Origin of the sequence: Achromobacter pestifer, assembly GCF_902859625.1 — a bacterium.
Lineage (GTDB): Bacteria > Pseudomonadota > Gammaproteobacteria > Burkholderiales > Burkholderiaceae_B > Achromobacter > Achromobacter pestifer.
This window is the reverse complement of the sequence record NZ_CADIJX010000001.1, coordinates 766206-788863: the sequence shown is the minus strand read 5'-3', so window position 1 is coordinate 788863 and position 22658 is coordinate 766206. Positions and strand designations below refer to the sequence as shown.

At 65.1% G+C, this 22658-nt stretch carries 19 protein-coding genes; 10 read left to right on the top strand and 9 right to left on the bottom strand.

Annotated elements, in window-relative coordinates; genetic code table 11:
• Nucleotides 1-134: 134 nt before the first annotated feature.
• The 8 genes from HV753_RS03435 to fhuF form a co-directional block, all read right to left on the bottom strand.
• Nucleotides 135-2570 (bottom strand): TonB-dependent receptor, encoded by a 2436-nt coding sequence (locus HV753_RS03435; RefSeq protein WP_175173006.1) that lies wholly within the window; start codon nucleotides 2568-2570, stop codon nucleotides 135-137.
• A gap of 101 nt (nucleotides 2571-2671) precedes the next feature.
• The gene (locus HV753_RS03430) at nucleotides 2672-3688 is read right to left on the bottom strand and encodes a FecR family protein (protein WP_175173005.1); all 1017 of its coding nucleotides are present in this window, start codon (nucleotides 3686-3688) and stop codon (nucleotides 2672-2674) included.
• Between the two features lie 4 nt (nucleotides 3689-3692).
• Nucleotides 3693-4331: an RNA polymerase sigma factor gene (locus HV753_RS03425; protein WP_175173004.1), complete on the bottom strand. Its 639-nt coding sequence runs from the start codon at nucleotides 4329-4331 to the stop codon at nucleotides 3693-3695.
• A 110-nt stretch (nucleotides 4332-4441) separates the two neighbouring features.
• A complete protein-coding gene (locus HV753_RS03420; RefSeq protein WP_175173003.1) occupies nucleotides 4442-5389 on the bottom strand; it encodes an alpha/beta hydrolase in 948 nt (315 codons plus the stop codon).
• A 7-nt stretch (nucleotides 5390-5396) separates the two neighbouring features.
• Nucleotides 5397-6830, bottom strand: a complete 1434-nt coding sequence (locus HV753_RS03415) for a diaminobutyrate--2-oxoglutarate transaminase (protein WP_175173002.1) — start codon at nucleotides 6828-6830, stop codon at nucleotides 5397-5399.
• A 27-nt stretch (nucleotides 6831-6857) separates the two neighbouring features.
• Nucleotides 6858-8159 (bottom strand): lysine N(6)-hydroxylase/L-ornithine N(5)-oxygenase family protein, encoded by a 1302-nt coding sequence (locus tag HV753_RS03410; protein WP_175173001.1) that lies wholly within the window; start codon nucleotides 8157-8159, stop codon nucleotides 6858-6860.
• 19 nt (nucleotides 8160-8178) lie between these two features.
• Nucleotides 8179-9225 (bottom strand): GNAT family N-acetyltransferase, encoded by a 1047-nt coding sequence (locus HV753_RS03405; protein ID WP_175173000.1) that lies wholly within the window; start codon nucleotides 9223-9225, stop codon nucleotides 8179-8181.
• A gap of 122 nt (nucleotides 9226-9347) precedes the next feature.
• Nucleotides 9348-10097: a siderophore-iron reductase FhuF gene (gene fhuF / locus HV753_RS03400; protein WP_175172999.1), complete on the bottom strand. Its 750-nt coding sequence runs from the start codon at nucleotides 10095-10097 to the stop codon at nucleotides 9348-9350.
• A 209-nt stretch (nucleotides 10098-10306) separates the two neighbouring features.
• Here fhuF and HV753_RS03395 point away from each other — a divergent pair, with 209 nt between their 5' ends.
• Both HV753_RS03395 and HV753_RS03390 read left to right on the top strand, forming a co-directional pair.
• Nucleotides 10307-11959 carry a cyclic peptide export ABC transporter gene (locus HV753_RS03395; protein ID WP_175172998.1) on the top strand — a complete coding sequence of 551 codons (1653 nt, stop codon included), beginning with the start codon at nucleotides 10307-10309 and terminating at the stop codon, nucleotides 11957-11959.
• A 166-nt stretch (nucleotides 11960-12125) separates the two neighbouring features.
• Nucleotides 12126-12647 (top strand): sigma-70 family RNA polymerase sigma factor, encoded by a 522-nt coding sequence (locus HV753_RS03390; RefSeq protein WP_175172997.1) that lies wholly within the window; start codon nucleotides 12126-12128, stop codon nucleotides 12645-12647.
• Nucleotides 12648-12755: 108 nt separating this feature from the next.
• On the opposite strand, the gene HV753_RS03385 is transcribed toward HV753_RS03390, so the two are convergent.
• The gene (locus HV753_RS03385) at nucleotides 12756-13436 is read right to left on the bottom strand and encodes a hydrolase (protein WP_175172996.1); all 681 of its coding nucleotides are present in this window, start codon (nucleotides 13434-13436) and stop codon (nucleotides 12756-12758) included.
• Nucleotides 13437-13984: 548 nt separating this feature from the next.
• On the opposite strand from HV753_RS03385, the gene HV753_RS03380 reads away from it, so the two are divergent.
• From HV753_RS03380 to HV753_RS03345, 8 genes are read left to right on the top strand one after another with little or no spacing between them, the layout of a single operon-like run.
• Nucleotides 13985-15133 carry a formylglycine-generating enzyme family protein gene (locus HV753_RS03380; RefSeq protein ID WP_175172995.1) on the top strand — a complete coding sequence of 383 codons (1149 nt, stop codon included), beginning with the start codon at nucleotides 13985-13987 and terminating at the stop codon, nucleotides 15131-15133.
• A gap of 60 nt (nucleotides 15134-15193) precedes the next feature.
• Nucleotides 15194-16174 carry an AAA family ATPase gene (locus HV753_RS03375; RefSeq protein ID WP_175172994.1) on the top strand — a complete coding sequence of 327 codons (981 nt, stop codon included), beginning with the start codon at nucleotides 15194-15196 and terminating at the stop codon, nucleotides 16172-16174.
• Nucleotides 16175-16182: 8 nt separating this feature from the next.
• Nucleotides 16183-17148, top strand: coding sequence for a DUF58 domain-containing protein (locus HV753_RS03370; protein WP_175172993.1), 966 nt, complete (start codon nucleotides 16183-16185; stop codon nucleotides 17146-17148).
• Nucleotides 17145-17645 (top strand): DUF4381 family protein, encoded by a 501-nt coding sequence (locus HV753_RS03365; protein WP_175172992.1) that lies wholly within the window; start codon nucleotides 17145-17147, stop codon nucleotides 17643-17645. The genes HV753_RS03370 and HV753_RS03365 overlap by 4 nt, the downstream gene beginning before the upstream one ends.
• Complete coding sequence (locus tag HV753_RS03360) at nucleotides 17632-18660, top strand: VWA domain-containing protein (protein WP_175172991.1); 1029 nt, start codon at nucleotides 17632-17634, stop codon at nucleotides 18658-18660. The genes HV753_RS03365 and HV753_RS03360 overlap by 14 nt, the downstream gene beginning before the upstream one ends.
• A complete protein-coding gene (locus HV753_RS03355; protein WP_175172990.1) occupies nucleotides 18645-20159 on the top strand; it encodes a VWA domain-containing protein in 1515 nt (504 codons plus the stop codon). The genes HV753_RS03360 and HV753_RS03355 overlap by 16 nt, the downstream gene beginning before the upstream one ends.
• On the top strand, nucleotides 20156-21586 hold the full coding sequence (locus HV753_RS03350; protein WP_175172989.1) for a BatD family protein: 1431 nt from the start codon (nucleotides 20156-20158) through the stop codon (nucleotides 21584-21586). The genes HV753_RS03355 and HV753_RS03350 overlap by 4 nt, the downstream gene beginning before the upstream one ends.
• Nucleotides 21583-22620 (top strand): HAD family hydrolase, encoded by a 1038-nt coding sequence (locus tag HV753_RS03345; RefSeq protein ID WP_175172988.1) that lies wholly within the window; start codon nucleotides 21583-21585, stop codon nucleotides 22618-22620. The genes HV753_RS03350 and HV753_RS03345 overlap by 4 nt, the downstream gene beginning before the upstream one ends.
• The last annotated feature ends 38 nt before the right edge of the window (nucleotides 22621-22658 follow it).

Genomic DNA, 22658 nt, shown 5'->3' with positions numbered 1-22658 from the left:
GCGTCCAAGAAGGGGCAAGGGGCCGAAAGGCTCAGGCAAAAAAAACTCCCCGGCGATCAGGTACGCCGGGGAGGGTAAAGGCAGCTTTTTTACAAGTGCCGGCTTGATAATGGCTGCGCTCGTGCCTGGGCGTCTTAGAAATCGATCGACGCCGACAGCATCACCGACCGCGGCGAACCCAGGCGCAGATAGCCCTCGGAGGCCGACGACCAGTAATCCTTGCCGAAGACATTGTTGACCGTCGCGCGCAGCGTGACGGGATGGTCGAAGGCACGGGTGGCATAGCGCATGCCGACGTCCCAGCGAGTCCAACCCGGAATGCGGCGCGTGTTTTCCAGGTTCTGATACTGCCAGCTGGTCGACAGTGCGCGTGCGCTGAGCGTCACGCCCGGCGCAAACGACGGGTCCCATTCCATGCCGATGTTGGCCATCCAGCGCGGCACGCCGACGGCACTATTGCCTTCGGTGTCGGGGTTGGCGGTACGGGTCATCGTGGGCTGGATATAGGTGATGCCACCCAGCAGGCGCACGCCTCGGGCGAGCTCGCCGAAGGCATTCAGCTCCACGCCACGATTGCGTTGTTCGCCGCTCAAGTCGTAGCGGGTGACACCGCCGCTGACCGTCGTCAACCCGGTGGGCTGCTTGATCTGGAATAGACCAAGCGTCGTCGTGACCGAGCCGAAATCAACTTTCACCCCGGCTTCGACCTGCTTGGTCTTGATGGGCGCGAAGATCTCGCCTGCGTTCGAGGTGCCGGCCGGAGCAATGGGGCCCGTCGTCAGGCCTTCGATGTAGTTGGCGTACAGCGACACATACGTCCACGGCTTGACCACCAGGCCGAAGGCCGGCGTGACCGCGGATTTGTCGTAGTGGGATGTCTCGGCGCCAGTGGTGTAGCTGTAGTTCGTCGCCTTCACCGTCTGATAGCGCACGCCTGCGGTGAACTGCACCCGGTCATCGGCGAAGGACAGCGTGTCGGCCAGCGCGATGGTGGGCAGCTTCAGCAGCGAGGTTCGCGGCGGCGAACTCGATAGCCCGTCGATCGACGGCTTGGGAATCTCGGAAGGATCGTACAGATTGGACGGCGACAGGCCAAAGATGTAGTAATCGTAGTAGCCGGCGCGTTGCTCGAAGGTCGAATAGCTCAGGCTGACGTCATGCTTGACCGACCCGGTGTTGAAGTTGCCACGCGCGCCCCATACGGTGGAGACGTTCTGTTCATAGCTGGGCCAATAGTACGGGCGCATCAAGAGTTCGCCTTCCTGGCCGACCACGATCGGGTCCGCATACAGGTAGCGGTTATTGCTGCGGCGGATGCCCACGCCGCCGAACACGGTCAAATTGGGGGTGATGTCGTATTCAGCGCGCAGTACGCCGTAGTTGTCGCGCGACTTGGAATAGCCCCAGTCAGGCGAATAGCTCTTTGACGCATCGGGCGCGCGCGGAACCGGCAGGTTGTCGCCAAAGATCAGTACGCCCGAATCGCCCGGCGCGTCGATGTTATTGGTCTGATGGCCGGCGTCCAGCGAGACGCGCAGCTTGTCGCCGCGATAGTCCAGCCCGATCACTGCCGTGCCCATCTGGTTGGATTGATTCTCGACGGCCGTGTCGCCGTCGCGGTACGAACCATTGAAGCGGATGCCGAATTCGTTGTTCTCGCCAAAGCGCCGGCCGATATCGACCATGCTGCCAAAGCGGGAATCGGATTGGTAGGTGGCGGTCAACCGGGTCAGGGGCTCGTCGCCGGCGCGCTTGGGCACGACGTTGATGCCGCCGCCCACGCTGCCGCGCGGGCTCATGCCGTTGAGCAGGGCGGTCGGACCCTTCAAGACTTCGACCCGCTCCACGCCGTCCATGGCAATGGTGCGCAGCGGCAGCATGCCGTACAGGCCATTGAAGGACACGTCCTGGTTGCGCACCGGGAAGCCGCGGATCTGGAATTCGTCACCCGTGCCGGCCACGGAGCCCTGGCCATCGTTGACGGTGCGTACCGATGCGTCATTGGCCAGCACATCGGCGATGGAATTGGCCTGCTGGTTCTGGATCAGTTCAGACGTATAGCTGGCGATATTGAACGGCGTGTCCATGACGTCGCGCTCACCCAGCATCCCAACCCGGCCGCCGCGGGCGACCTGGCCACCGGCGTAAGGCTCGGACAACTGCGAGCGCCCCGTTACCAGCACCGGCGCCAGCGTGGTCACGGCCGGACCCTGGTCAGGCGCCGTGACGGCGAAGCCACCGCCGGGGGTGGCCGCGCTGGACAGGCCGGAGCCTGCCAACAATTGCGACAAGGCTTCCTGGACCGTCATGCGGCCCGACACCGCCGGCGCGCGGTGCGCCGTGACGCGGGAGCCGCCCGCCATGATGGGGGTATTGGTCTGGCGCGACAGGGTGGTCAGCGCCGTGTTCAGCGGCTGCGCGGGCAGGTCGACGCTGTAGAGCCGTTCGGGCTGCGCTTGGGCCTGGGCGAACGTGGGCGCGGCGGCCAGCGGCAGGCCTAGGGCGCCCGCCAGCGCCAGGACCAGCGCGGGCCGGCTGAAGGCCGGCCGGCGTATACCGGATTGGTGCATTTCAACTCCGTCTATCGAGAAAATCGTCGCCCCCATGGGCGGCCTTATCGATACAGAAGACGGATCAGGCGCTGAAACGGAGACACCTGTCGGAAAAAAAATCAGCGCAGGCGCAACATGACGTCGCCATTGGCGCGCGCCTCCGCGCGCACGGGCAGAATCGCCTCAAGCAACTGCGAGGCGTTGTCGGCGTCGGCGCTGCGGAAACGGCCGGTCAGGCGCAGGGCGTTGACCGCCGCGCTGGCGGTCGTCAGCGGCCGCGTGCGATACGCATTGATGGCCGGCAGGGCTTCGTCCAGCCGTTGGTTGTCGAACCATAGCCAGCCGTTGCGCCAGGCCGCGACACTTTCCGGGTCGATGCGCCGAATGGGGTCGACTTCGCCGTTGCGCCAACTGACGGCCGTATTGGCACGTAAATCCAGGGGAGGGCCGCCGGACGTCAGCGTGTACCAATGGGCGTCACGCGGCGCGGGGCGAAAGCGGACATGGCCTTCTTCGACGGCCAGCGATACCGTGCCGCCCCGGTCGCTGACGGTGAACACCGTGCCCACGACTTCGACCTCGCCTCCCCGGGTGCGCACGCGGAATGGGCGGGTGGCATCTGACGCCACCGTAAACAGCGCTTCGCCGTGGCTGAGTTCCACCACGCGCTCGTGGCGGTACAGGCTGACGGCAAGCCGCGTCTGGGCGCTGAGGTCGATCCGCGTTCCCATGCCGCCGCCATTGGCGTGGTCGGGCACTTGAGCCTGCGAGATCTGGCCTGAACCGGTTTCGTAGGACTCTCGATACAGGGGTTGACGCCAATACCAGCCCGTGCCGAGCAGCGCCGTACAGGTGCCCGCCACTCCCCAGCCCAGCAACGCCCGGCGGGACAGGCCGCGATCCGCGGCAAGGGGGATATCTTGGTGGAAGTGCTCTCGCATCTCTGGCGCGACCACTCCCAGCAGCTTCCAACGCCGGAGGGCTTCGACGTAGGCGGTTTCGTGCCGGGGCGTGCGGGTGCGCCACGCCGCCAACCGCGAGGCGGCCTGGCGCGCGGCGCGCTCTGTTGCGATTTCCGAAGTGGCGATCAGGCTGAGCGCCTGGTCGATGAGTCCCTCGTCGGGTACTTGCTGCATGATGTCAGTTGCCGTCGTCCGTGACCAGATCGTACTCGGTTTGCGGGCGATCGCCGGCGCCGGCAGGGCCGGCATCCAGATGCAAGTTGCGCAGGGCGCGGGAACAATCCAGCGTGCCGCGCACCAGGTGCTTGGCGACCGCCGCTTCCGTGATCCCCAATTGTTGCGCGATTTCAGCGCGGCTGTGGCCGTAGGCGCGGAACAACAGGAACACCTGCATCCGCCGTGGCGGCAGGGCGGCCAACACCTCGGCTACGCGCTCGGCCATCTGACGCTGCGACACGACTTGTTCGGAGGATGGCGCGGTCTGTTCGGCTTCAAGCGGCCCGTGCTCGGTCAACCAGGTTTGAGCCACCTTGCGGCGGCGGGCTTCATCGATGCAGAGATTGTGGGCGATGCGGAACAGCAGGCCACGTGACGATTCGACGCCCGGGCCGTCCTTGCGGACGTGGCTCAGGCCACTTGCGTAAGCGCGTTCAAAACTGGTTTGGGCAATGTCGGCGGCGTCGTCCGGATTGCGCAGCTGATAGCTTAGATGCCGGTACAAATCCCGGTAGTGGCTGAGCAGTTCGTCGACGAACTCGCGCACTGCCGAGGCGGTGGCGGGCCGTTTGGCGGGACGGATCGGGGAGGGCGCTGACATCGGGACAGGGAAAACGCCGCCCCGGCCAGCGGAGCGTGAGTAGGGCTCATATTCAAGAATGATTCCCATTATTATTTTATACTCCCAGCCGTGCAAGCACTCGTTTACCCTCAGGCCTGAATCCGGGCGAAATGCAGCGCGCGCGCCACATCGGCACGCACCTGCCCGGTATCGGGCGCCACGTCTGCCAGACGCGCAAAGTCATGGACCATGCCTGGGTAAACCCTGATATCAACCGGCACGCCCGCCGCGCGCAACCGTTGCGCGTAGGCCAGTCCCTCATCGTGCAAGGGATCGTATTCGGGCAGCGCCACCAGGGCGGGTGCCAAGCCGCGCAGGTCGGCCGCTTCCAGCGGGGCGAAGCGCCAATCCGTCCGATCGGCGTCGCCGCGCAAATAGTTGTTGAACATCCATTGCAGCGTGTCGCCTTCAAGCAGATGGCCTTCCGCGTAGCGTTGGTGCGAGGCGGAGTCCTGGCGTGCGCTGGTGCAGGGATACAGCAGCGCTTGCAGCAAGGGTTGGGGCTGGCCGGCGTCGCGCAGCGCCAGGCAGAGTGCGGTCGCGAGTGTCGCGCCCGCGCTGTCGCCGCCCACGGCAATATGGCCGGCGTTCAGGCCCAGCACGGGCGCTTGGCCGCGCAGCCATGCATAGCTGTCGACGGCATCCTCGAAGGCCGTGGGAAAACGGTGTTCGGGCGCCAGGCGGTAGGCCACCGCCAGCACCGCGCAGCCGCTGCGCAAGGCCAGGTCGCGGCATAGCGAATCATGCGAATCCAATCCGCCCACGCAGTAGCCGCCACCATGGAAGTACAGCAGGACGGCGCCCGCCGCGTCGGCCTGCCGATACAGCCGGGCGCCAATGCGCGCCCCGTCGCGCACCGGGATTTCCAAGTCCCGGACATCGTCCAGGTCGGCCGGGCAGCTATCCAGCATCCGGGCGCTGTGGTCATAGTCCTGCCGCGCCTGGCCGGCGCTCATCTGGTGCATGGGCGGACGGCCCTGGTCGCGGCCAGCCTGGACCAGTTCAAGAAAGGCTTCGATATCGGGATGCAGCGGCATGGTGGTGTCAGTGGCGAAGGGGGGCTTGAGTCGCCTGGGTCAGCGCGGTGGCCAGGATGTCGCAGACCAGGTCCAACTCGGCGGCGGTGATGATCAATGGCGGCAGCAAGCGCAGCACGCTACCGTGGCGGCCGCCCAGTTCCAGGATCAATCCGTGGCGCAGGCAAGCCGCCTGCACCGCGCTTGCCAGGGCCGATGCGGCGGGCGGATAGCCCAGGGCATCGGTTCCGCCGTCCGGGTCGATCAGTTCCACGCCCGCCATCAGGCCGCGTCCGCGGATCTCGCCAATGCACGGAAACGCCGCTTGCAGCCCAGCCAGCCGGCGACGTAGATGCACGCCCAGCTCGGCGGCGCGGTCAGCCAGGCCTTCCTCACGGATGATGCGCAAGGTGGCGGAGCCCGCGGCCATGGCCAGTTGGTTCCCCCGGAACGTGCCGGCGTGCGATCCCGGGCGCCATTGGTCCAATTCGCCCCGGTAGATCACGACCGACATGGGCAGGCCGCCGCCAATCGCCTTGGACAGCACCAGCACGTCAGGCAGGATGCCAGCGTGTTCGAATGCGTAGAGTTTGCCCGTGCGTCCCAGACCGGTCTGCACTTCGTCGATGATCAGCGGCGTGTCCGACGCGGTAGCCAGGTGCCGCAGGCCGCGCGTCCAGGCATCGGGCGCGCAGACCACGCCGCCTTCTCCCTGAATCAGCTCGGCCACGATGCCGGCGGGCGCGGGCACGCCGCTTTCCGGATCATTCAGGACCGTGCGCAGGTATTGCAGCCCCGCTTGCGCGCCGGCATCGCCGCCCAAGCCGAACGGGCAGCGGTAGTCGTAGGGATAGGGCATGAATTGCACGTTGGACAGCGTTCCGTGCAGCGCGGCCTTGGGGCCAAGATTGCCCATCAGATTCAGCGCGCCTTGCGTCATGCCGTGATAGGCGCCATGGAACGCCAGGACAGTGCTGCGGCCGGTGTTGATCCTGGCCAGCTTCAACGCCGCTTCGATCGCATCCGCGCCCGTTGGGCCGCAGAACTGGATCTTGGCGCCCCGTGCGAACTCGGCGGGCAGCGACTCGAACAGGTCCTGCACATAGCGGTCCTTGACCGGTGTGGTCAGGTCCAGCGTATGTAGAGGCAGGCCGTCGTCCAACACTTGCTGGATCGCCGCGCGCACCGCAGGGTGGTTGTGCCCCAGCGCCAGGGTGCCGGCGCCTGCCAGGCAATCAAGGAACACACGGCCCTCCACGTCTTCGACATAGACGCCAGCCGCGCGCCGCAGTGCCAGCGGTATGCGGCGCGGGTAACTGCGGGCATTGGATTCCTGTTCGCTCTGGCGTTGCAGCAGCGCGTTGGACGTCAGGCTGTAGGGTTGGCGCAGGGCATGGTGGCGCCCGGCCAATTCGTTGGCGGATTCAAGCGAGGGCAGGGAAGAAACCGGTAGGCTGGACATGGTTGGGCTCCGCGGAAGTCGGATGGGTCAGTGCGTGGCCAGCGCTGGCGCGCTGCGCGCCGCGTCATGGCCCTGACGGGCAAGGGCGGCATCGAGCGCGCGGCTGATTTCCGCCGTGCGTACCGATGTGATCGACAACAAGGTATCGGACAGGCCGTGCGACGGTTCGCAGCAACCTTGCAGGTAGATGGCGGGCAGGAAGTCGGCGCCGGTCTGGATGCGGTAATTGCGGTCGACATTGAAGTCCCCCAGGTATTCCGCCATCGGTGCGAGCAGGCGTTGGTGGGTCACGCGCTGATAGCCTGTTGCCAGCACGATGGCCTGGTAGCAGGCGGTGTCGGCAACGCCACGATCCAGGTCCTGCAAGGTCAGGCAGATACCCTGGTCGGTGGCCAGCGCACGCTGCACGTCATGACGGCGCAAGAAGCGGTGCGTGTGCTTGCCCGTCACTTTCTGGCGGTACAGCACGGCATAGATGTCCTGGATCAGATCCAGGTCGGGCGCGGCGTAGTTGGTGTTCATGAACTCGTGGATCAGCGCGGCGCGCTCACGTTCGCCGTGCCCGTAGACGTAGTCGGTGTATTCCGGGTTGAAGATCTCGTTCACGAACGGACTGTCGTCCGACGGTTTGATGGTGCGCGCGCGGGTGATCAGGTCCACCGACGCTTGCCCTCGGTTGTGCAGGTCAAGAAAGATCTCGGCTGCGCTCTGGCCCGCGCCGATCACGGCGATCTTGCGGGCATCGCCATGCTTGCGGATGGCGTCCAGATAGCGGCTGCTATGGAAGACGCGGGCGTCGTCGGCGAAGGGCAGGAAGGGCTCGGGAATGTTGGCGGTGCCGCCCACGCTGATCACCAGGGACAGCGCGCGGCGCTCTGTCACGCTGCCGTCGGCCGCTCGGGCCCGCACCCGCAGCGCCTGCACGCGGCCCTGATGCATCTCGGGCAGCACTTCCAGCACGTCCTCGCCGTAGGCGCATTGGTTCTTGAAATGGCTGGCCGCCCACGACAGATAGTCATTGAACTCATGCCGGCTAGGGAAGAAGGTCTTCAGGTTGATGAAATCCTGTAGCCGGTTCTTTTCGTGCAGGTAGTTCAGGAACGTATAGCGGCTGGAGGGATTGCGCGGCGTGGCCAGATCCTTCAGAAACGAGATCTGCATATGCGCGTGGTCCAGCAGCATGTGCGGGTGCCAGGCAAAGTCCGGTTGGCGCTCAATGAACAGGGCGTTGACTTCGCGTCCGCCAGTCTGCGCCTGTTCCTCCAGCGCGATCGCCAGGGCGACGTTCGACGGGCCGAATCCAATACCGATCAGGTCATAAGTGTGCATGATGAGTCCGAAGTGAGAATCAGAGTGCGAGCGGGGCCGGCGCGTCGGGTGCGCGCAGCCAGGCCGCATCGTCGAAAAAGCGTTCGCGCAAGAGCATGCCCAGCGCTGCCCGCTTGTGCGGAAAATCGAATTCCTTGAGGATGGCGTACCCGCCTTGCAGCAGATTGCGGCGCATCTTGTGGTTGTCCGCGCGCGGTTCAATCACCAGCCGCGCCGTACGCGGATCGTCCAGGAACAGGTAGTGCGCCACGCTGGGCTGCCATGCCGTCACGAAGGGGCGGCCACGGCAATCCGCCTCGCCGATCAGCACATGCCACCCACGGTCGTAGTCGCGTGCGTCGTAAAACGGCGCAATGCGGTCTTCCTTTGCCCAATAGGCTTCCACATAGCCGAATGCGCGGCCATCCAGACGCAGCACAAGCGGCTGCACGCGCGGATCAGCCAGAAGGCCTTCGATGTAGATCCGTTGTTTTTCCAGGCTGCCTTCTTCCTGCCAGAAATGCGCCACCACCGGATCATTCATCCAGCGGTGCAGATCGGGCAGGTCGGTTTCCAGATTGAAGGCGGACAGCGTGAGCGTCTTGCCCAGCCAGGGAATGTGGCGCGCATAGACTTCGCCTTGCGGCCGGGCGGGCCGCACCGGATGCCGCTTGCCCTGGCTCATCGTCAAGCGCTCGGCATAGGGCGCGCGCGGTTGGGTCAGCCAGGGTTCGGGTTGTTGCAGCAAGCCCGTGCGCAAGACAGCCGTCTGGCCGGCCTCGCGCGCCGCAGCGCCTCGGGACAGCAGCATTTCGCACCAGTCGGACGGCGCGTCCAGCATCAGGCGGCCTGCGCCGTGATGGAACGAGAACGCCGCTGCCAACGCGGCCCAACCATCGTCGGCGACCGCCTGGCCATCGCGCCAGCGCAGCGCGGGAGCGTCAGCGCCACTACGCAGTTCCCATCGGCTGTGGGGCCGGCCATCGGGGCCAAGCACCACCAGATTGCCAGCGGCATTCTCAACGCGCCAATCGCGTCCGGCGATTCGCACGGCATGGGCCAACGGCCCGTCTATCGGAGCATCCATGAGGGCAGGCTTAGTCTCAGCAGGGTCCGGCGCGGCATGCGCCGAAGCGGTCTAGGAGGGGCCCGAGGCGCCAGCAACCACCTTGGGTCTTCCCCTAACTGACGAATCACGCTTGCGCATGTTTAGGCCGCGGACGAAATTTCTTTCACGCAGGCCGCAGTGCGCGCCGTCTGCCGGGCCAGGGGGCAGGCCACGCACTGCGTCTGGCCCGGCAGCAGGTAATAGAGGCAGCATTCCCGGTACACGGGTCCCTGCACCTGCGCGGGCGGAATACGCGGCGGCAAACACAGGGGATTGGCGCGGCCATCCCGCGCCCAGATCTCGGTATGCAGCAGAGGGTGCCGATCTTCTGCGACGTCACACCCCATGGCCTGCAAGGCGTCGAACAGCGCCTCCAGATAGCGCACCGCGCCGGCCCAGACCACCTTGCGGGGTAGCCGGCTGGCGGCGTGGACACCCTCGGCGAGCGGCAGCAGGTGTTCCCATACCAGCGCGCCGTAGCGTCGCCAGGCATCCGCATCCGCATGGGAGGGGCCAAGTTCCGCGACCGTGAATGCCACGGGCGCGCAGGTCTCATCCAACGTCAACCGCATAAGGGATGCGGAGCAGGGCACGGCACGTTGCGCACCGCTGACGGCGGCCACGACAGGCGCCAACAATGCCCACAGATACTGCAACGCCCAGGCCGAGGCCGAAGCGCGCGCATCGGCCTCGGGCCAACGCGCCGCCCGGTAGCTCTCCAGCGCGTGGCGCAGGCCGTGGGTGTCCTCCAGGAATGCACGCGCGACAACGCCGCCAGCGGGACCCAGCCGAAGCGATTCCCCATGGCTGCGCCATTCCCCCGGAAAGTAGGGCACCAGGATGGGGATCATGGCGTGACCCCGCCTGATCCGGGCGTTGGCGCGGCGGCATCCGAAAAAAAACCTGTCGACATAAGCGGTAGACGAATGAGCAGGGTGGAAATTCACCCCCCACGGTCCTCCGTGGCCGGGCCTCGGGTGATAGCCCTAAATATGCGAACTAAATTTTCCGCGGGCTGCTTCGTCTATTGCTCATACCGATACTTGTCATCGAGGTGCCTGTGCTTTCGTATCTGATTGCCCAGTCGCGTGCGCTGTTCACGGCCGCGACGCTAACCAGCGTCGTGTCTGGCGCTTGCGGCGTGTTGCTCATCGCGCAGATCAATCTGGCGCTCACCGCCGACGCGGCCCAGCGGGCAGGGCACTGGCGCATCTTCGCGGGGGTGGCGGTGGTGTCGCTGCTGGCGAACATGGTGTCGGCCGTCCTGTTTGAACGGTTGAGCCAGCGTGCCCACGCTGCGTTGCGCAGCTATGTCTCCAACCGGGTGCTGGAGGCGGATTTCCGCGGCCTGGAACAGACGGGTGCGGCACGCATCCAATCGGCGCTGTCCGAGCACAGCGCGAATGTGGCGCAATTCTTCGTCAGCCTGCCGGCCATCCTGACCAATGCCGTCGTCGTGACGGGCTGCCTGGTCTACATGGCGATGCTGTCCTGGCAGGTCTTCCTGTTTGCGCTTGGCGCGATCGGTCTGGGTTCGCTGGGCTACCACTTCGCGCATCTTCGAGCCATTCGTCACTTGAACCTGGCCGCTGGCGAACAAGACCGGCTGTTTGGTCACTTCCGCGCGTTGACTGATGGGGCCAAGGAATTGCGCCTGAACCGCAGCAAGCGTGACGCCTTTGCCGACCAGGTGCTGGGACAGGCCATCGAAACCGTGCGGCGTGAACGCGCGCTCGGCATGTCCATCTTCGTCACCGCGTCATCGTGGGGCAATTTCCTGATCTACGCCTTCATCGGACTGGTGCTCTTCGCGCTGGTGGGCGACGCAGACGACTCCACCCGCGTGATGACGGGCTTCGCGCTGATATTCGTCTACATGGTCGCGCCGCTTGAGGTGCTGCTGATGAACATTCCGCGAGCCAACCTGGCGCAAGTGTCGGCACGGCAAATTGAAGGCATCGTCAGTCAATTGCCCGCAACGCCGGCCGCGCCGCTGCAAGACAAGCTCGAACCCTTGCGCGAGCTGGCCTTGCACGGGGTCTCGCACCGCTATTACCACGAGCAAAGCGATGACTTCTTCACGTTGGGTCCAATCGACCTTAGCTTCCGTGCAGGCGAAATCGTATTCCTGGTGGGCGGCAACGGCAGCGGCAAGACGACGCTGGCCAAACTGCTGGTCGGCCTTTACGCACCAGAAGGCGGGGCGGTGACGCTCAATGGCCGCACCATTCAGGACGCCGACCGCGACAACTACCGCCAATACTTCACCGCCATCTTCTCTGACTTTCATCTGTTCGACCGTTTGCTGGAAACGGGCCGGGCGGATCTGGACGAGGAGGGCAACCGGCTGATCCAACGGCTGCACCTGCAACACAAAGTCCAGGTGCGTGATGGCGCCTTCACGACTCGCGCCTTGTCACAAGGGCAGCGCAAGCGGCTGGCCCTGGTCGTTGCCTATCTGGAAGACCGGCCGTTCCTGATCTTCGACGAATGGGCCGCTGACCAGGATCCCATCTTCAAAGACGTGTTCTATCGCGAAGTACTGCCCGAGTTGCGGGCAATGGGGAAGACCGTGCTGGTGATCTCCCACGACGACCGCTATTTCCATCTTGCGGATCGCCTGCTGCACATGGAAAACGGCCGCTTGCGGTCACCCTCGGCCCCTCAGGCCGAGACGGCGGGCAAGACGCTCGCCGACGCGCTGCCGGCCTGACCGCCGCGCAATGCGCGTGCCTGCCCGGCAGTCAGCCGGGCAGGCGTGAAAGATGTAACTCTTTGCCCCGAATCGGAATTGCGTCAATTGCCTTCATTACTCTACGCAGCTGAATCGGAATGATAACCAATTCTATTTGTATTCGTTTCATAAAGAGGTACGCTTCATGAATGTCGAACTCTTGAATCCGGATATGCATAGCACCTTCCTGGCCTACCGGACGAAGCTGCGCCAGGCTGCCTTGAAGATCCTGGGTTCGCGTGAGCAGGCAGAAGACGTGGTTCAAGAGGTCTATCTGAAAATCGTGGAGGCAACTTGCACGTTCAACGTGCGCCAGCCGGTTGCCTACCTGTACCAGACCGTGCGCAATCTTTCGATCGATCACCATCGCAGGGCGCAACTTGAATCGCACATCTTCACGGAAGACGATGGGGCTGAAGTGTCCAGCGGCACGCATACGCCGGAACGCATTGCGATCGCGCGCCAGAACCTGCGCCAGATCGTCGCGACGCTGGACCTTCTGCCGGAACGCACCCGCCGCGCCTTCGAGCTCTATCACTTGTCAGGGCATACCCAGCGAGACATCGCATCCATGCTGGGCGTGTCGACCACCTTGGTCAACTTCATGCTGCGTGACGCGGGCCTGGCGCTGGAAGCCTGCCGCGCGCAGATGCTGCGCGACGATTGAGGCGGCACAGGGAATAGAAAAGGGGTGGGGCGGGGCAGTGGCGCTCCGCCGGTGAGGGCAAGGGCTGGCCGGCTGACGCCGGCCTTGGCCCTTGTGTTGCTTTCTGGCCTAGGTGCGCTGGGAATCCAGCACTTCCTGATTCTTTTGAACGTCCTGGGCTTTAGCGTAGCTTTCGCTCAGCAACTGATAGGACGGGAAGATGTGCCCATACAGTTCCGCCCATTGCAAGGCGTCTTCACGATGCCACGTCCGTTGCAGCTCGGACGCCACGGCTGCGGTATCCATTGGCACGACGCCCGCTTGCACCACGCGGGCCAGTGTGATTTCCTGCGCCATCTTGGAATACGTGCCGGAAGCGTCGATCACGGCAAATACCTGAAAGCCGTCGGCCACGGCGGCGATGCTGGGAAACGCCATGCACACGCTGGTGATCGTGCCCGCAATGATCAATTGCTTGCGGCCTGTTGCCTTGACTGCTGCCACGAATTCCGGGTTATCCCAGGCATTGATTTCTCCGCGCCGGGCAACATACTTGGCATGCGGCGCGTTCTTGTGAATTTCGGGAATCAGGGGGCCATTGGGGCCCTGCGGCACCGAAGCGGTCGTGATCACCGGCATCTTCGTCAGCGTGGCCATCTTGGCCAAGGCGCTGGCATGCGAACGCACGGTGGTGAATGGCATGTCGCCAATCGTCTGGAACAGTCCGCTTTGGTGGTCGATCAATAGCATGGCGGCTTGATCCGGATCGATGACCGGACGGGCGCCGTTGAAATTTGCGGGGGTGCTCATGTCAGTACTCCTAGGAGTTTTTGCGAATACTAACGATAAGAAAAGAACGATGATTGCGGTAGTAGTCGAAATTCGCCATCAGTGTTCTGGAAATGGGACGACTGGACGAGGTGAACGTGGCACCGAGTTAGCAGTAAGCGTTTGGCGAATCGCCGTGTGACACGCTACCGCGCGCGCTTAGGCAAAGCTTTTTGGGTCGTCACAAACTGCGGATTATTTTTGTCGACATGCGGCAGAAGATAAGAGAATATTGAATAAATTCAGATTGTTTCTTTGGCCCCGTTTTTTCTGACTTGGTGCGATACCGCCGTCCCGAGACAGACCGGACATGGAATGGCATTGGCCGTCTTCCACACCGGATCAGGGGCAAGGATCGCCACGCTTTCAGCGTGGATCGATCATCTGGCCAAGCAGGGCCGTGTGCTATTTCAAGGCTACGTCGGCGCTCGCCGAATGCATTTCCGATTCAGTGTGACCAGCAATTCGTGATACCCATGCGCCAGCGTATCGGCGAACCGTTTCGTTTCCATGGAAGTACGGAGGGGCACGTGAAGCAGCAACTGAAAGTTGGATTAGTGATAGCCGGCGTTCTTCTTGGCGCCAGCGCGCTGGGCGCCTACGTCGCGGGAGTCAGCCTTACGCCAAAGCCCACGGCCGTGGTGGCCACGCTAGGCGACGGCAAGCAGGGGCCGGCTGGCATGGCGTGGATTCCGCCAGCGGAATTCCTCATGGGCAATAACCACAAGCTCTCGCAGCCGAATGAATTGCCCCCGCATAGCGTTCGGGTCAGCGGTTTCTGGATGGACACCCACGACGTCACGAACGCCGAATTCCGCCGCTTCGTCCAGGCCACGGGCTATGTGACGACGGCCGAGCAAAAGCCGAAGTGGGAAGACCTGAAGGTCCAGCTGCCCCCGGGCACGCCGCGTCCGGATGAAAGCCTGCTGGTGCCGGGCGCCATGGTCTTTGTGGGGTCCGAGTCCGAAGTGTCGTTGCGCGACTACACCCGATGGTGGCAATTCGTACCCGGCGCAAGTTGGCGTCAACCGCAAGGCCCCGGCAGCAACATCGATGGCAAGGACGACCATCCGGTGGTCCAAGTGTCGTATGAGGATGCGCAGGCCTATGCCAAGTGGGCGGGCAAGCGCCTGCCCACGGAAGCGGAATGGGAGTTCGCCGCGCGTGGCGGCCTTGAGCAGGCGACCTATGCCTGGGGCAATGAACTCAGCCCCAACGGCAAACCCATGGCGAACATCTGGGACACACAGCAACAACAGCCGTTCCCGGTCGTCAAGGATGAAAAGATCCAGGTCGGCACGACGCCGGTAGGCTCATTCCCTCCCAACGCCTACGGCCTCTACGACATGGCGGGGAACGTCTGGCAGTGGACGGCGGATTGGTATCGCGCCGATGCATTCCGCATCCAGGCCCAGTACCGCCAGCCCCCACAGGATCCCGCCGGGCCGGCGGACAGCTTCGATCCTGATGACGGAAACGTCCCGGCCTCCGCGCCCAAGCGCGTTACGCGCGGCGGCTCTTTCCTGTGCAGCGATACCTACTGCATCAGCTATCGGGCCAGCGCGCGGCGGGGCACCGACCCCTTGAACGGGATGTCACACCTGGGCTTTCGCACGGTGATGACGCCTGACCAGTGGAAGCAGGCCCAAAGCCGCCTCGGACACGTCGCCAGCCGTTGACCTCCCGCCGGGGCCATCCCGGCGAGCCGTACTCGTTTGCATTTGACGAAAGGGATAAGCATGGCGCAGCGCGATGGAATTCTGGCGTTGGAAGCGGCAATTTCCGAGGAGGTCCTGGGGCAGGCAGCGGTAATACGCCAAATGCTGATCGCGTTGGTGGCCGACGGGCATGTGCTGCTGGAGAGCCTGCCGGGGCTTGCCAAGACTCGCATGGTCAAGGCCCTGGCCGCGCACCTGGCGGCGGATATGAGCCGCATCCAGTTCACGCCGGATTTGCTGCCTTCGGACATCACCGGCGCCGATGTGCTCCAGCAGGATGCCGAAGGCCGCAATCACATCGCGTTCCAGGCCGGGCCGTTGTTCGGCAATCTCATCCTGGCCGACGAAATCAACCGGGCGCCGGCAAAGGTGCAATCCGCGCTGCTGGAGGCGATGGAGGAAAGGCAGATCACCGTCGGCGGCAACACGCGGAAGATGCCCCCGCTGTTCATGGTGCTGGCGACGCAGAATCCCATCGAGCAAGAGGGCACGTATCCGTTGCCCGAGGCGCAGATGGACCGTTTCCTGATGAAGATCAAGTTGGATTACCCCGGCGCCGAGGATGAAATGGCCATGCTGGCGCTGCTGAGGGAGGCACCGCAGGGTGCTGCCGCGGGCGATCGCAGCGACGCCGCCCGTATTTCGCAGGAGACGCTGTTCGCTTGCCGCGCCGAAGCGGCGGCAGTGCGTGTGGCGCCCGCGGTGGACCGCTATACGGTGGATCTTGTGAACGCCACGCGCCGGCCCGCTGACTACGACGCGGATCTGGGCCGATGGATTCAAATTGGCGCCAGCCCGCGCGGCGCCATTGCCCTGGACCGCGCGGCCCGGGTGCATGCATGGCTGGAGAATGCCGACTTCAGTGCGCCGGACGATGTGCGCGCGGTTGCGCACGCGGTGCTGCGCCATCGCTTGCATCTCTCGTACGACGCGGTGGCGGACGGAATTACGGCCGACCAGGCGATCGACCGAGTCCTGGATGTGGTCGCCGTGCCGGCATAGAGGTCACCATGAACCGCATGCCGCACCCCGTCCACCCGCCGTTGTCCGAGCTGATCGCGCTGGAGGCCGCCGCGAGCGGATTGTCGTTCCTGGCAAACCAGCCGCTCAGCAGCGTGCTTGCCGGCCCGCACGGGTCACGGCTGCGGGGCCGAGGGCTGGACTTCGCCGAGCTTCGGCGCTACGTGGCCGGCGACGACCTGCGACGCCTGGATCTGCGCGCGTCCTTGCGCTACGGCAAGCCTTTTGTGCGCTCGTATACCGAAGAACGGGACCGCCCGGTGATGATCGTCGTCGATCAGCGCATGAGCATGTATTTTGGATCGGTGCGCGCATTCAAGTGCGCCGTGGCGGCGCGGCTTGCGGCGATTGCGGCCTGGATCGCCTATCGGGGAGGGGACCGCGTCGGCGGCCTGGTGTTCGACGACGCAGGGGTAAGGGCTTTCAAGCCGTTGCGCAGCCGCGACCGGGTCCGCGCATTGCTCGCCGAAGTCGTCCGGACGAATGCCAACCTGTCTGCGGACCAGCCGGATGCACCGGCCGCGCAAGGCCTGAACCGCGCATTACGCGGCGCGTTGCTGAATGCGCCGCATGATTGCCTGGTCTGCATCATCAGTGATTTCGCCGGCGCCGACGAGGAGACACTGCGCACGCTGCGTCTGCTGGCCGCCCACAACGACGTGCTGGCCATGCTGGTGTTCGATCCCATGGCGCAGCACCTGCCCCGTTCCGGACGGCTGGTGGTCACGCAGGGCGAACTACAGCTGGAAGTCGCGGTGGGCCGGCAGCGCGAACGCGAACCGCTGGCGCATTTCTTCAGCAACCGCCTTCGCCAGGTGGCGGAACTGCTGCGCCGCAGCCGCGTGCCATTGCTGACCGTCGACACGGCGGAAGATGAACTGCCGCAGTTACGCCGCGAGCTCGGCAAACAGGCGACGGCATCGGTTGCGCCGCAGAGACAAGGGGTCCGGGGATGAGCGACGCGCTGCCAGGCCTGGCCCAGTTGCGCGAACTGCCGTTGCCGGCAGCCGTGTCCTACTGGCCCCAGACTTGGGGGTGGGCCGTGCTGGCCGTCGTCGCGGTGGTTGGCGGCGCATGGGCAGGAGTGGTCGTTTGGCGCCGCCATCGGCGCAATCTATACCGCCGTCAGGGGCTGAAGGCGTTGCGGCAACTCGAGCAGGAGGTTTCAAGCGATCCGTTGGCGGTGCGCGGCCTGCCGGCGCTGCTCAAGCGGGCGGCGCTGGCGGCACAGCCGCCGGATGGGCGCGTCGGCGTGGCCTCGCTGAGTGGCGAGGCCTGGTTGGCCTACCTGGAGCGCGCCGTGCCGCACGGCTTTCCAAAGCACTCCTCCGAATTGATGCGATTGCTGGCGTATGCGCCGGACGAGGCGGTGCGCCGGCTGGACAGCGCAACGCTTTCGCAATTGATCCACGCAAGCCGCGAGTGGATGGTAAAGCATCATGTGGCGGCTTGAATATCCCTGGTTGCTCGCCGCCGCGCCGCTGGCGCTGGCCGCCTATCGCTGGCTGCCCGCCTATGTCCAGCAGCGCAACGCGCTGCGCGTGCCGTTCTTCGATTCCGTCGCCGCGATCACGGGGCAGTCCCCGTCGCGGCCGGGCGTGCGGGCCAGCGCTGGCCAGCTATGGCTGAATGTCGCGGTCTGGCTGCTGATGGTGCTGGCGCTGGCCCGTCCGCAATGGGTTGAACCGCCGCTGACGCACACCGAAGCCGTTCGCGATGTCCTGCTGGCCGTGGACATTTCGCAGTCGATGGACACCGCCGACTTTCGGGATGCCCAGGGGCAGCCCGAATCAAGATGGAAAGCCGTCAAGACCGTGGTCGCGGACTTCATCGCCAAACGGAAGGACGACAGGCTGGGATTGATCGTGTTTGGCACCAGCGCGTATCCGCAGGCGCCGCTGACGGGCGACCACGCCGCGCTGAGCCTGTTGCTGGACCGCACGGCGGTGGGCATGGCAGGTCCCAACACGGCCATGGGCGACGCCATCGGTCTGGGCATACGGATGCTGGACGCCGCGAAGGAGCGCGATAAGGTGTTGATCCTGTTGACAGATGGCAATGACACCGGAAGCGCCGTACCGCCTGCGCGCGCCGCTGCGCTGGCGGCCCAGCACCACATCATCGTGCATACCATCGGCATCGGCGATCCGGCCGCAACCGGCGAAGACCGTGTGGACTTCGGCGTGCTGCAAGGAATCGCGCGCGCGACCGGCGGCCAATTCTTCAAGGCCGAAGATCTGAAGAGCCTGCAATCGGTGTACGCCACGCTGGACCGCATCACGCCGCAGGAGGTCAAGACGTTGCGCCATCAACCCAAGCGCGACTATTTCTGGTTGCCGCTCGGGCTGGCCCTTTGCCTGCTGGCCGTCTGGCACGGCGTGGCCGCCATCTCCGGGTGGCGATCGCGCCGCGCACCGGGCCCGCAGATAGGGCAGACGGAAAAGGAGGGGGCATGGACCTCGACCTGAGCGCCTTCCACTTCCTGCGACCCTGGTGGCTGGTGGGCCTGCTTGCGGCAGCGCTGGCCTGGTGGATGCGCCGGGGCGAAGGGGAGGCTGCGGGGCGCGACAGCCGGATTTCTCCCGTGCTGTTGCCCTATTTGATCGTGCGTTCTCCCGGTAGCCGCGGGCCGCGCCCGATCGACGCGCTGGCACTGATCCTGGCCATCGGGTCCGTCGCCGCCGCAGGACCGGCGTGGCATCGCGACCAGCCCGAGTTTCTAGACAATGTCGCGCCGCTGATCGTGGCCGTCGCCCTGGGACCGTCCATGGATGGCGCTGACGTTCCGCCTACGCGGCTGGAAGCGGCCAAGCACCTGGTGCGCGATCTGGCTGCCCGTCGCGTCGGCGCCAAAACGGGGCTGATCGCCTATGCGGGCAGTAGCCACCTGGTGTTGCCGCCTACCGACGACACGAACCTGCTGGACCTCTTCACCCAGGCGTTGGCATCTGACCTGATCGGCCCGCAAGGGCGAGACGCCGCGGGCGCGATCGCGCTGGCGGCGCAGGTGCTGGCGGCCGAACGCGCCGGCGGCACATTGCTGTTGCTGACCGACAGCGCCGATGCGGCAAGCCTGGACGCCGTACGCCAGCGTGCGCAAGCGGCTGCCGACTTGCAAGTGCTGGTCATGGCAGTGGGGCAATCAGGCTTGGATCGGGACGCGCTGCAAGGCCTGGCGCGAGCGGCCGGCGCACCGCTGGGCAGTCTTTCCATCACCTCCGATGATCTGGATTGGATCACGCTCCACGCCCAGCAGCATTTCCAGGCCGTGCAGGATGCGCAGTCCGGCGCGATTCACTGGAAGGATGCCGGCTATTGGCTCTGCTGGCCGCTGGGTTTGCTGGCATTGTTGGCCGTGCGGCGCGGTTGGAATGTGGCGTGGACGGCGGCGATCCTGATTGCCGTATCGGTGGGTGCGCCCGCCGAATCGCGCGCCAACCCGCTGGCCGATGCATTCCTGACGGCCGACCAGCAGGGGCGCATGGCATTCGACAAAGGCCGTTTCGAAGAAGCCGCAACGCTGTTCCAAGATCCGTATTGGAAAGGGCGGGCTGCCTATCAGGCAGGCAAGTACACCGACGCCTTGGCCGCGTTTTCAAAGATGGAAACCCCCGAGGGCGCTTTCTACGTGGCCAATACCCAGACGCGCCTCCGGCAATACGACGCCGCACTGGCCGCCTATGACCGTGCCTTGGCTTTGTCTCCTGGCTGGGAGGCCGCCGCCATCAACCGTGGCATCGTAGAGCGATTGTTGGCGGCGATGAGCCAGGAACAGCAGGGTGATCAGGCCGAACCGCCGGATCAGACGATCGTGGACAAGACGGCACAGACGGGCAAGATGGTCGCTGCCCCTGTCGCCCAGGCCGCGTCCGAAGACGTGTGGTTGCGCAACCTGACGTTGTCGCCGACGCGCTTCCTGCGCGGCAGGTTCGCTGTCGAAGACGCAGCGGCGGGGGGGCGCCCATGATCCGCATGCATCGGGTGCTTTGGTTCCTGGCACGGGGCCCCTTCGGCTGGTTTGGCCTATCGGGTCTTGTTGGCCTCTTCGGCTTATTCGGCTTGTTCGGCTTGTTCGGCGCGGCGGCCGCGCAAGATGCGCCGGCCTTGCGCGTCACCGCAAGCTTGCAGGCGCCAGCTGAAGTGCGCGCGGGCATGACGCTGCGCTTGCAGCTTGAGGTCCTGACCCCGACTTGGTTCACGCAACCGCCAGTATTGCCGGCGCTTGATATCCCGGGCGCCCTGGTGACGCCGCCACAAGGCGAAGGCGAACTGGTGCGCGATACCGTCGGCGGCGTGTCCTATAGCGGTGTGCGCTACACCTATGTGCTCAGCCCGACCGCCGCGGGCGCCATGCAAGTGCCGGCCTTGTCGGTGACGGCCAAGATAGGCCCTGGCGGCCAGTTGGCATCGGGAACGAGCAAACCCGTTTCTTTTTCCGTGCTGCCCCAGGCGGCGGCAGGGCAGGCCGTGGCGGCCGGAAAAATGGAAGTGACCCAGGACTACTCGATAGCGCCCGACCCGTTGATCGTGGGTGGGCGGATCACGCGATCCGTCACGCAGCGGGCCGAGGGCGTGCAGGCGATGCTGCTGCCCGCCGTGGCGCTGCCAGACCTGCCGGGGTTCAAACGCTACCCGCGCGAACCCGAAGTGACCGCCTTGAACGACGGCCGGGGCGGCTTCGTCGGCGGTCAGCGGATTGACCGCGCGGATTACGTCGCGCAGGCGGCCGGTACGTTCCGCCTGCCGCCGCTGACCGTGGGATGGCGCGATGGCACGACCGGCCAACCCGCCAAATCGGAACTGCCGGGACGGGAATTCACGGTGGCGCCAGCACCCGCCGTCACGCCGCCGTTTTCGCTTGCGGAAGACCTGGCTCGATTGCGCCACGGACTTCGCTGGGTCATTCCAACCGCTTGGCTGGCGTGGGGAGCAGGGCTGCTGGCCGTCTTCGCCGCCTTGTGGCTGACCTGGCCCTGGTGGCGGCGTCTTGCCATGGCGTTGCGTGGCCGTGTGGCGCATGCGGCTGCCGCCCATCGGGCAAGCGAAGCCTGGCATTGGCGAGCCTGGAAGCGCGAAGCGCGCGGGCAGACAGCATCGCTTGGCGCGTTCTATCGCTGGCTGCGGGTGGCGACGGGCGCGCAGGACCTGCGCACGGCCGTGGCGCCGTTGGGCCAGGCCCCGCGGCAGACGGTAGCGGCCGTTTTGCAAGACGCCTATGACGCGCCGCAGCCCGCTTCAGCATGGCGTGGCCTGCTCGCCACGTCATCGGCTCAGTGGAGACAGGCCTGGCGGAAGACGCATGCGCCGGTGTCCGCGCATGCCTTGCCGCGCGATTTGAATCCGGCCCAGGCAGAGCGAACAGCAACGGCGCAAGACGCGCAAGGAAGCCAATGATGAAGCAAACGACTGAAGGACGGCATGGCGGCTGGGCGGCATTGCTGGCTTCGGCTGCCATCGCGCTGATGTTGACGGCCTGTGCCTCGCCGCAGAAGGCATCCCCCACGCAAGCGGATCTGCCTTCGTGGAACGAGGGGCCGTCGCGTAGCGCCATCGTGGATTTTGTCCATGCGGTGACACAGCCCGGCAGCCCGGACTTCGTCGCGGCCGATGAGCGCATTGCGGTGTTCGACAACGATGGCACGCTGTGGTCGGAGCAGCCGCTGTATTTTCAGATGCTGTTCGCGTTGGACCGGCTCAAGGAGATGGCGCCGGCGCACCCTGAATGGGCCAAGCGCCAGCCGTTCAAAGCGGCGATCGAAGGCGACAAGGCCGCCCTGGCCAAAGCCGGGCAGGAAGGCCTGCTGAAGATCGTGGGCGCGACGCACACCAGCATGACCGTTGACGATTTCACGCAAAGCGTGACCCGGTGGACTGCGACGGCACGGCATCCGCGCTTCAATCAGCCGTATACCTCCATGACTTACTTGCCGATGCGCGAACTGCTGGATTACTTGCGCGCGAACGGCTTCAAGACCTACATCGTGTCGGGCGGCGAAACCGAGTTCATGCGTCCGTGGGCGCAGGCCGCCTACGGTGTGCCGCCAGAGCAGGTCATCGGCAGCGGATTCGCCACGACGTTTGAAATGCGCGACGACAAGCCGGTGCTCTGGCGTCAGGGCAAGCTCGAATTCAACGACGACGGCCCGGGAAAACCGGTGGCCATCCAACGCTATATCGGCCGCCGCCCGTTATTGGCCTTCGGCAATTCCGATGGCGACCTTCAGATGTTGCAGTGGACGACCGCTGGCGCGGGCAAGCGCTTCGCGGGAATTGTTCACCATACCGACGCGCAGCGCGAATGGGCCTATGACCGGGATTCCAGCGTCGGGCGATTGGACCGCGCGCTGGACGAAGCGCAGCGCAGCGGATGGACGGTTGTCGACATGAAGACGGAGTGGAAACAGATATACGAGTTCGAAAAGCCTTGAGCAAGCGTGACTTGGGAGTACATGGCCCTTGTGGGCGA

What these genes read in the sequence shown, in the direction of transcription:
- HV753_RS03435 (WP_175173006.1), bottom strand. Translation starts at nt 2,570, where the DNA reads ATGCACCAATCCGGTATACGCCGGCCGGCCTTCAGCCGGCCCGCGCTG.
- HV753_RS03430 (WP_175173005.1), bottom strand. Translation starts at nt 3,688, where the DNA reads ATGCAGCAAGTACCCGACGAGGGACTCATCGACCAGGCGCTCAGCCTG.
- HV753_RS03425 (WP_175173004.1), bottom strand. Translation starts at nt 4,331, where the DNA reads ATGTCAGCGCCCTCCCCGATCCGTCCCGCCAAACGGCCCGCCACCGCC.
- HV753_RS03420 (WP_175173003.1), bottom strand. Translation starts at nt 5,389, where the DNA reads ATGCCGCTGCATCCCGATATCGAAGCCTTTCTTGAACTGGTCCAGGCT.
- HV753_RS03415 (WP_175173002.1), bottom strand. Translation starts at nt 6,830, where the DNA reads ATGTCCAGCCTACCGGTTTCTTCCCTGCCCTCGCTTGAATCCGCCAAC.
- HV753_RS03410 (WP_175173001.1), bottom strand. Translation starts at nt 8,159, where the DNA reads ATGCACACTTATGACCTGATCGGTATTGGATTCGGCCCGTCGAACGTC.
- HV753_RS03405 (WP_175173000.1), bottom strand. Translation starts at nt 9,225, where the DNA reads ATGGATGCTCCGATAGACGGGCCGTTGGCCCATGCCGTGCGAATCGCC.
- fhuF (WP_175172999.1), bottom strand. Translation starts at nt 10,097, where the DNA reads ATGATCCCCATCCTGGTGCCCTACTTTCCGGGGGAATGGCGCAGCCAT.
- HV753_RS03390 (WP_175172997.1), top strand. Translation starts at nt 12,126, where the DNA reads ATGAATGTCGAACTCTTGAATCCGGATATGCATAGCACCTTCCTGGCC.
- HV753_RS03385 (WP_175172996.1), bottom strand. Translation starts at nt 13,436, where the DNA reads ATGAGCACCCCCGCAAATTTCAACGGCGCCCGTCCGGTCATCGATCCG.
- HV753_RS03375 (WP_175172994.1), top strand. Translation starts at nt 15,194, where the DNA reads ATGGCGCAGCGCGATGGAATTCTGGCGTTGGAAGCGGCAATTTCCGAG.
- HV753_RS03370 (WP_175172993.1), top strand. Translation starts at nt 16,183, where the DNA reads ATGAACCGCATGCCGCACCCCGTCCACCCGCCGTTGTCCGAGCTGATC.
- HV753_RS03365 (WP_175172992.1), top strand. Translation starts at nt 17,145, where the DNA reads ATGAGCGACGCGCTGCCAGGCCTGGCCCAGTTGCGCGAACTGCCGTTG.
- HV753_RS03360 (WP_175172991.1), top strand. Translation starts at nt 17,632, where the DNA reads ATGTGGCGGCTTGAATATCCCTGGTTGCTCGCCGCCGCGCCGCTGGCG.
- HV753_RS03355 (WP_175172990.1), top strand. Translation starts at nt 18,645, where the DNA reads ATGGACCTCGACCTGAGCGCCTTCCACTTCCTGCGACCCTGGTGGCTG.
- HV753_RS03350 (WP_175172989.1), top strand. Translation starts at nt 20,156, where the DNA reads ATGATCCGCATGCATCGGGTGCTTTGGTTCCTGGCACGGGGCCCCTTC.
- HV753_RS03345 (WP_175172988.1), top strand. Translation starts at nt 21,583, where the DNA reads ATGATGAAGCAAACGACTGAAGGACGGCATGGCGGCTGGGCGGCATTG.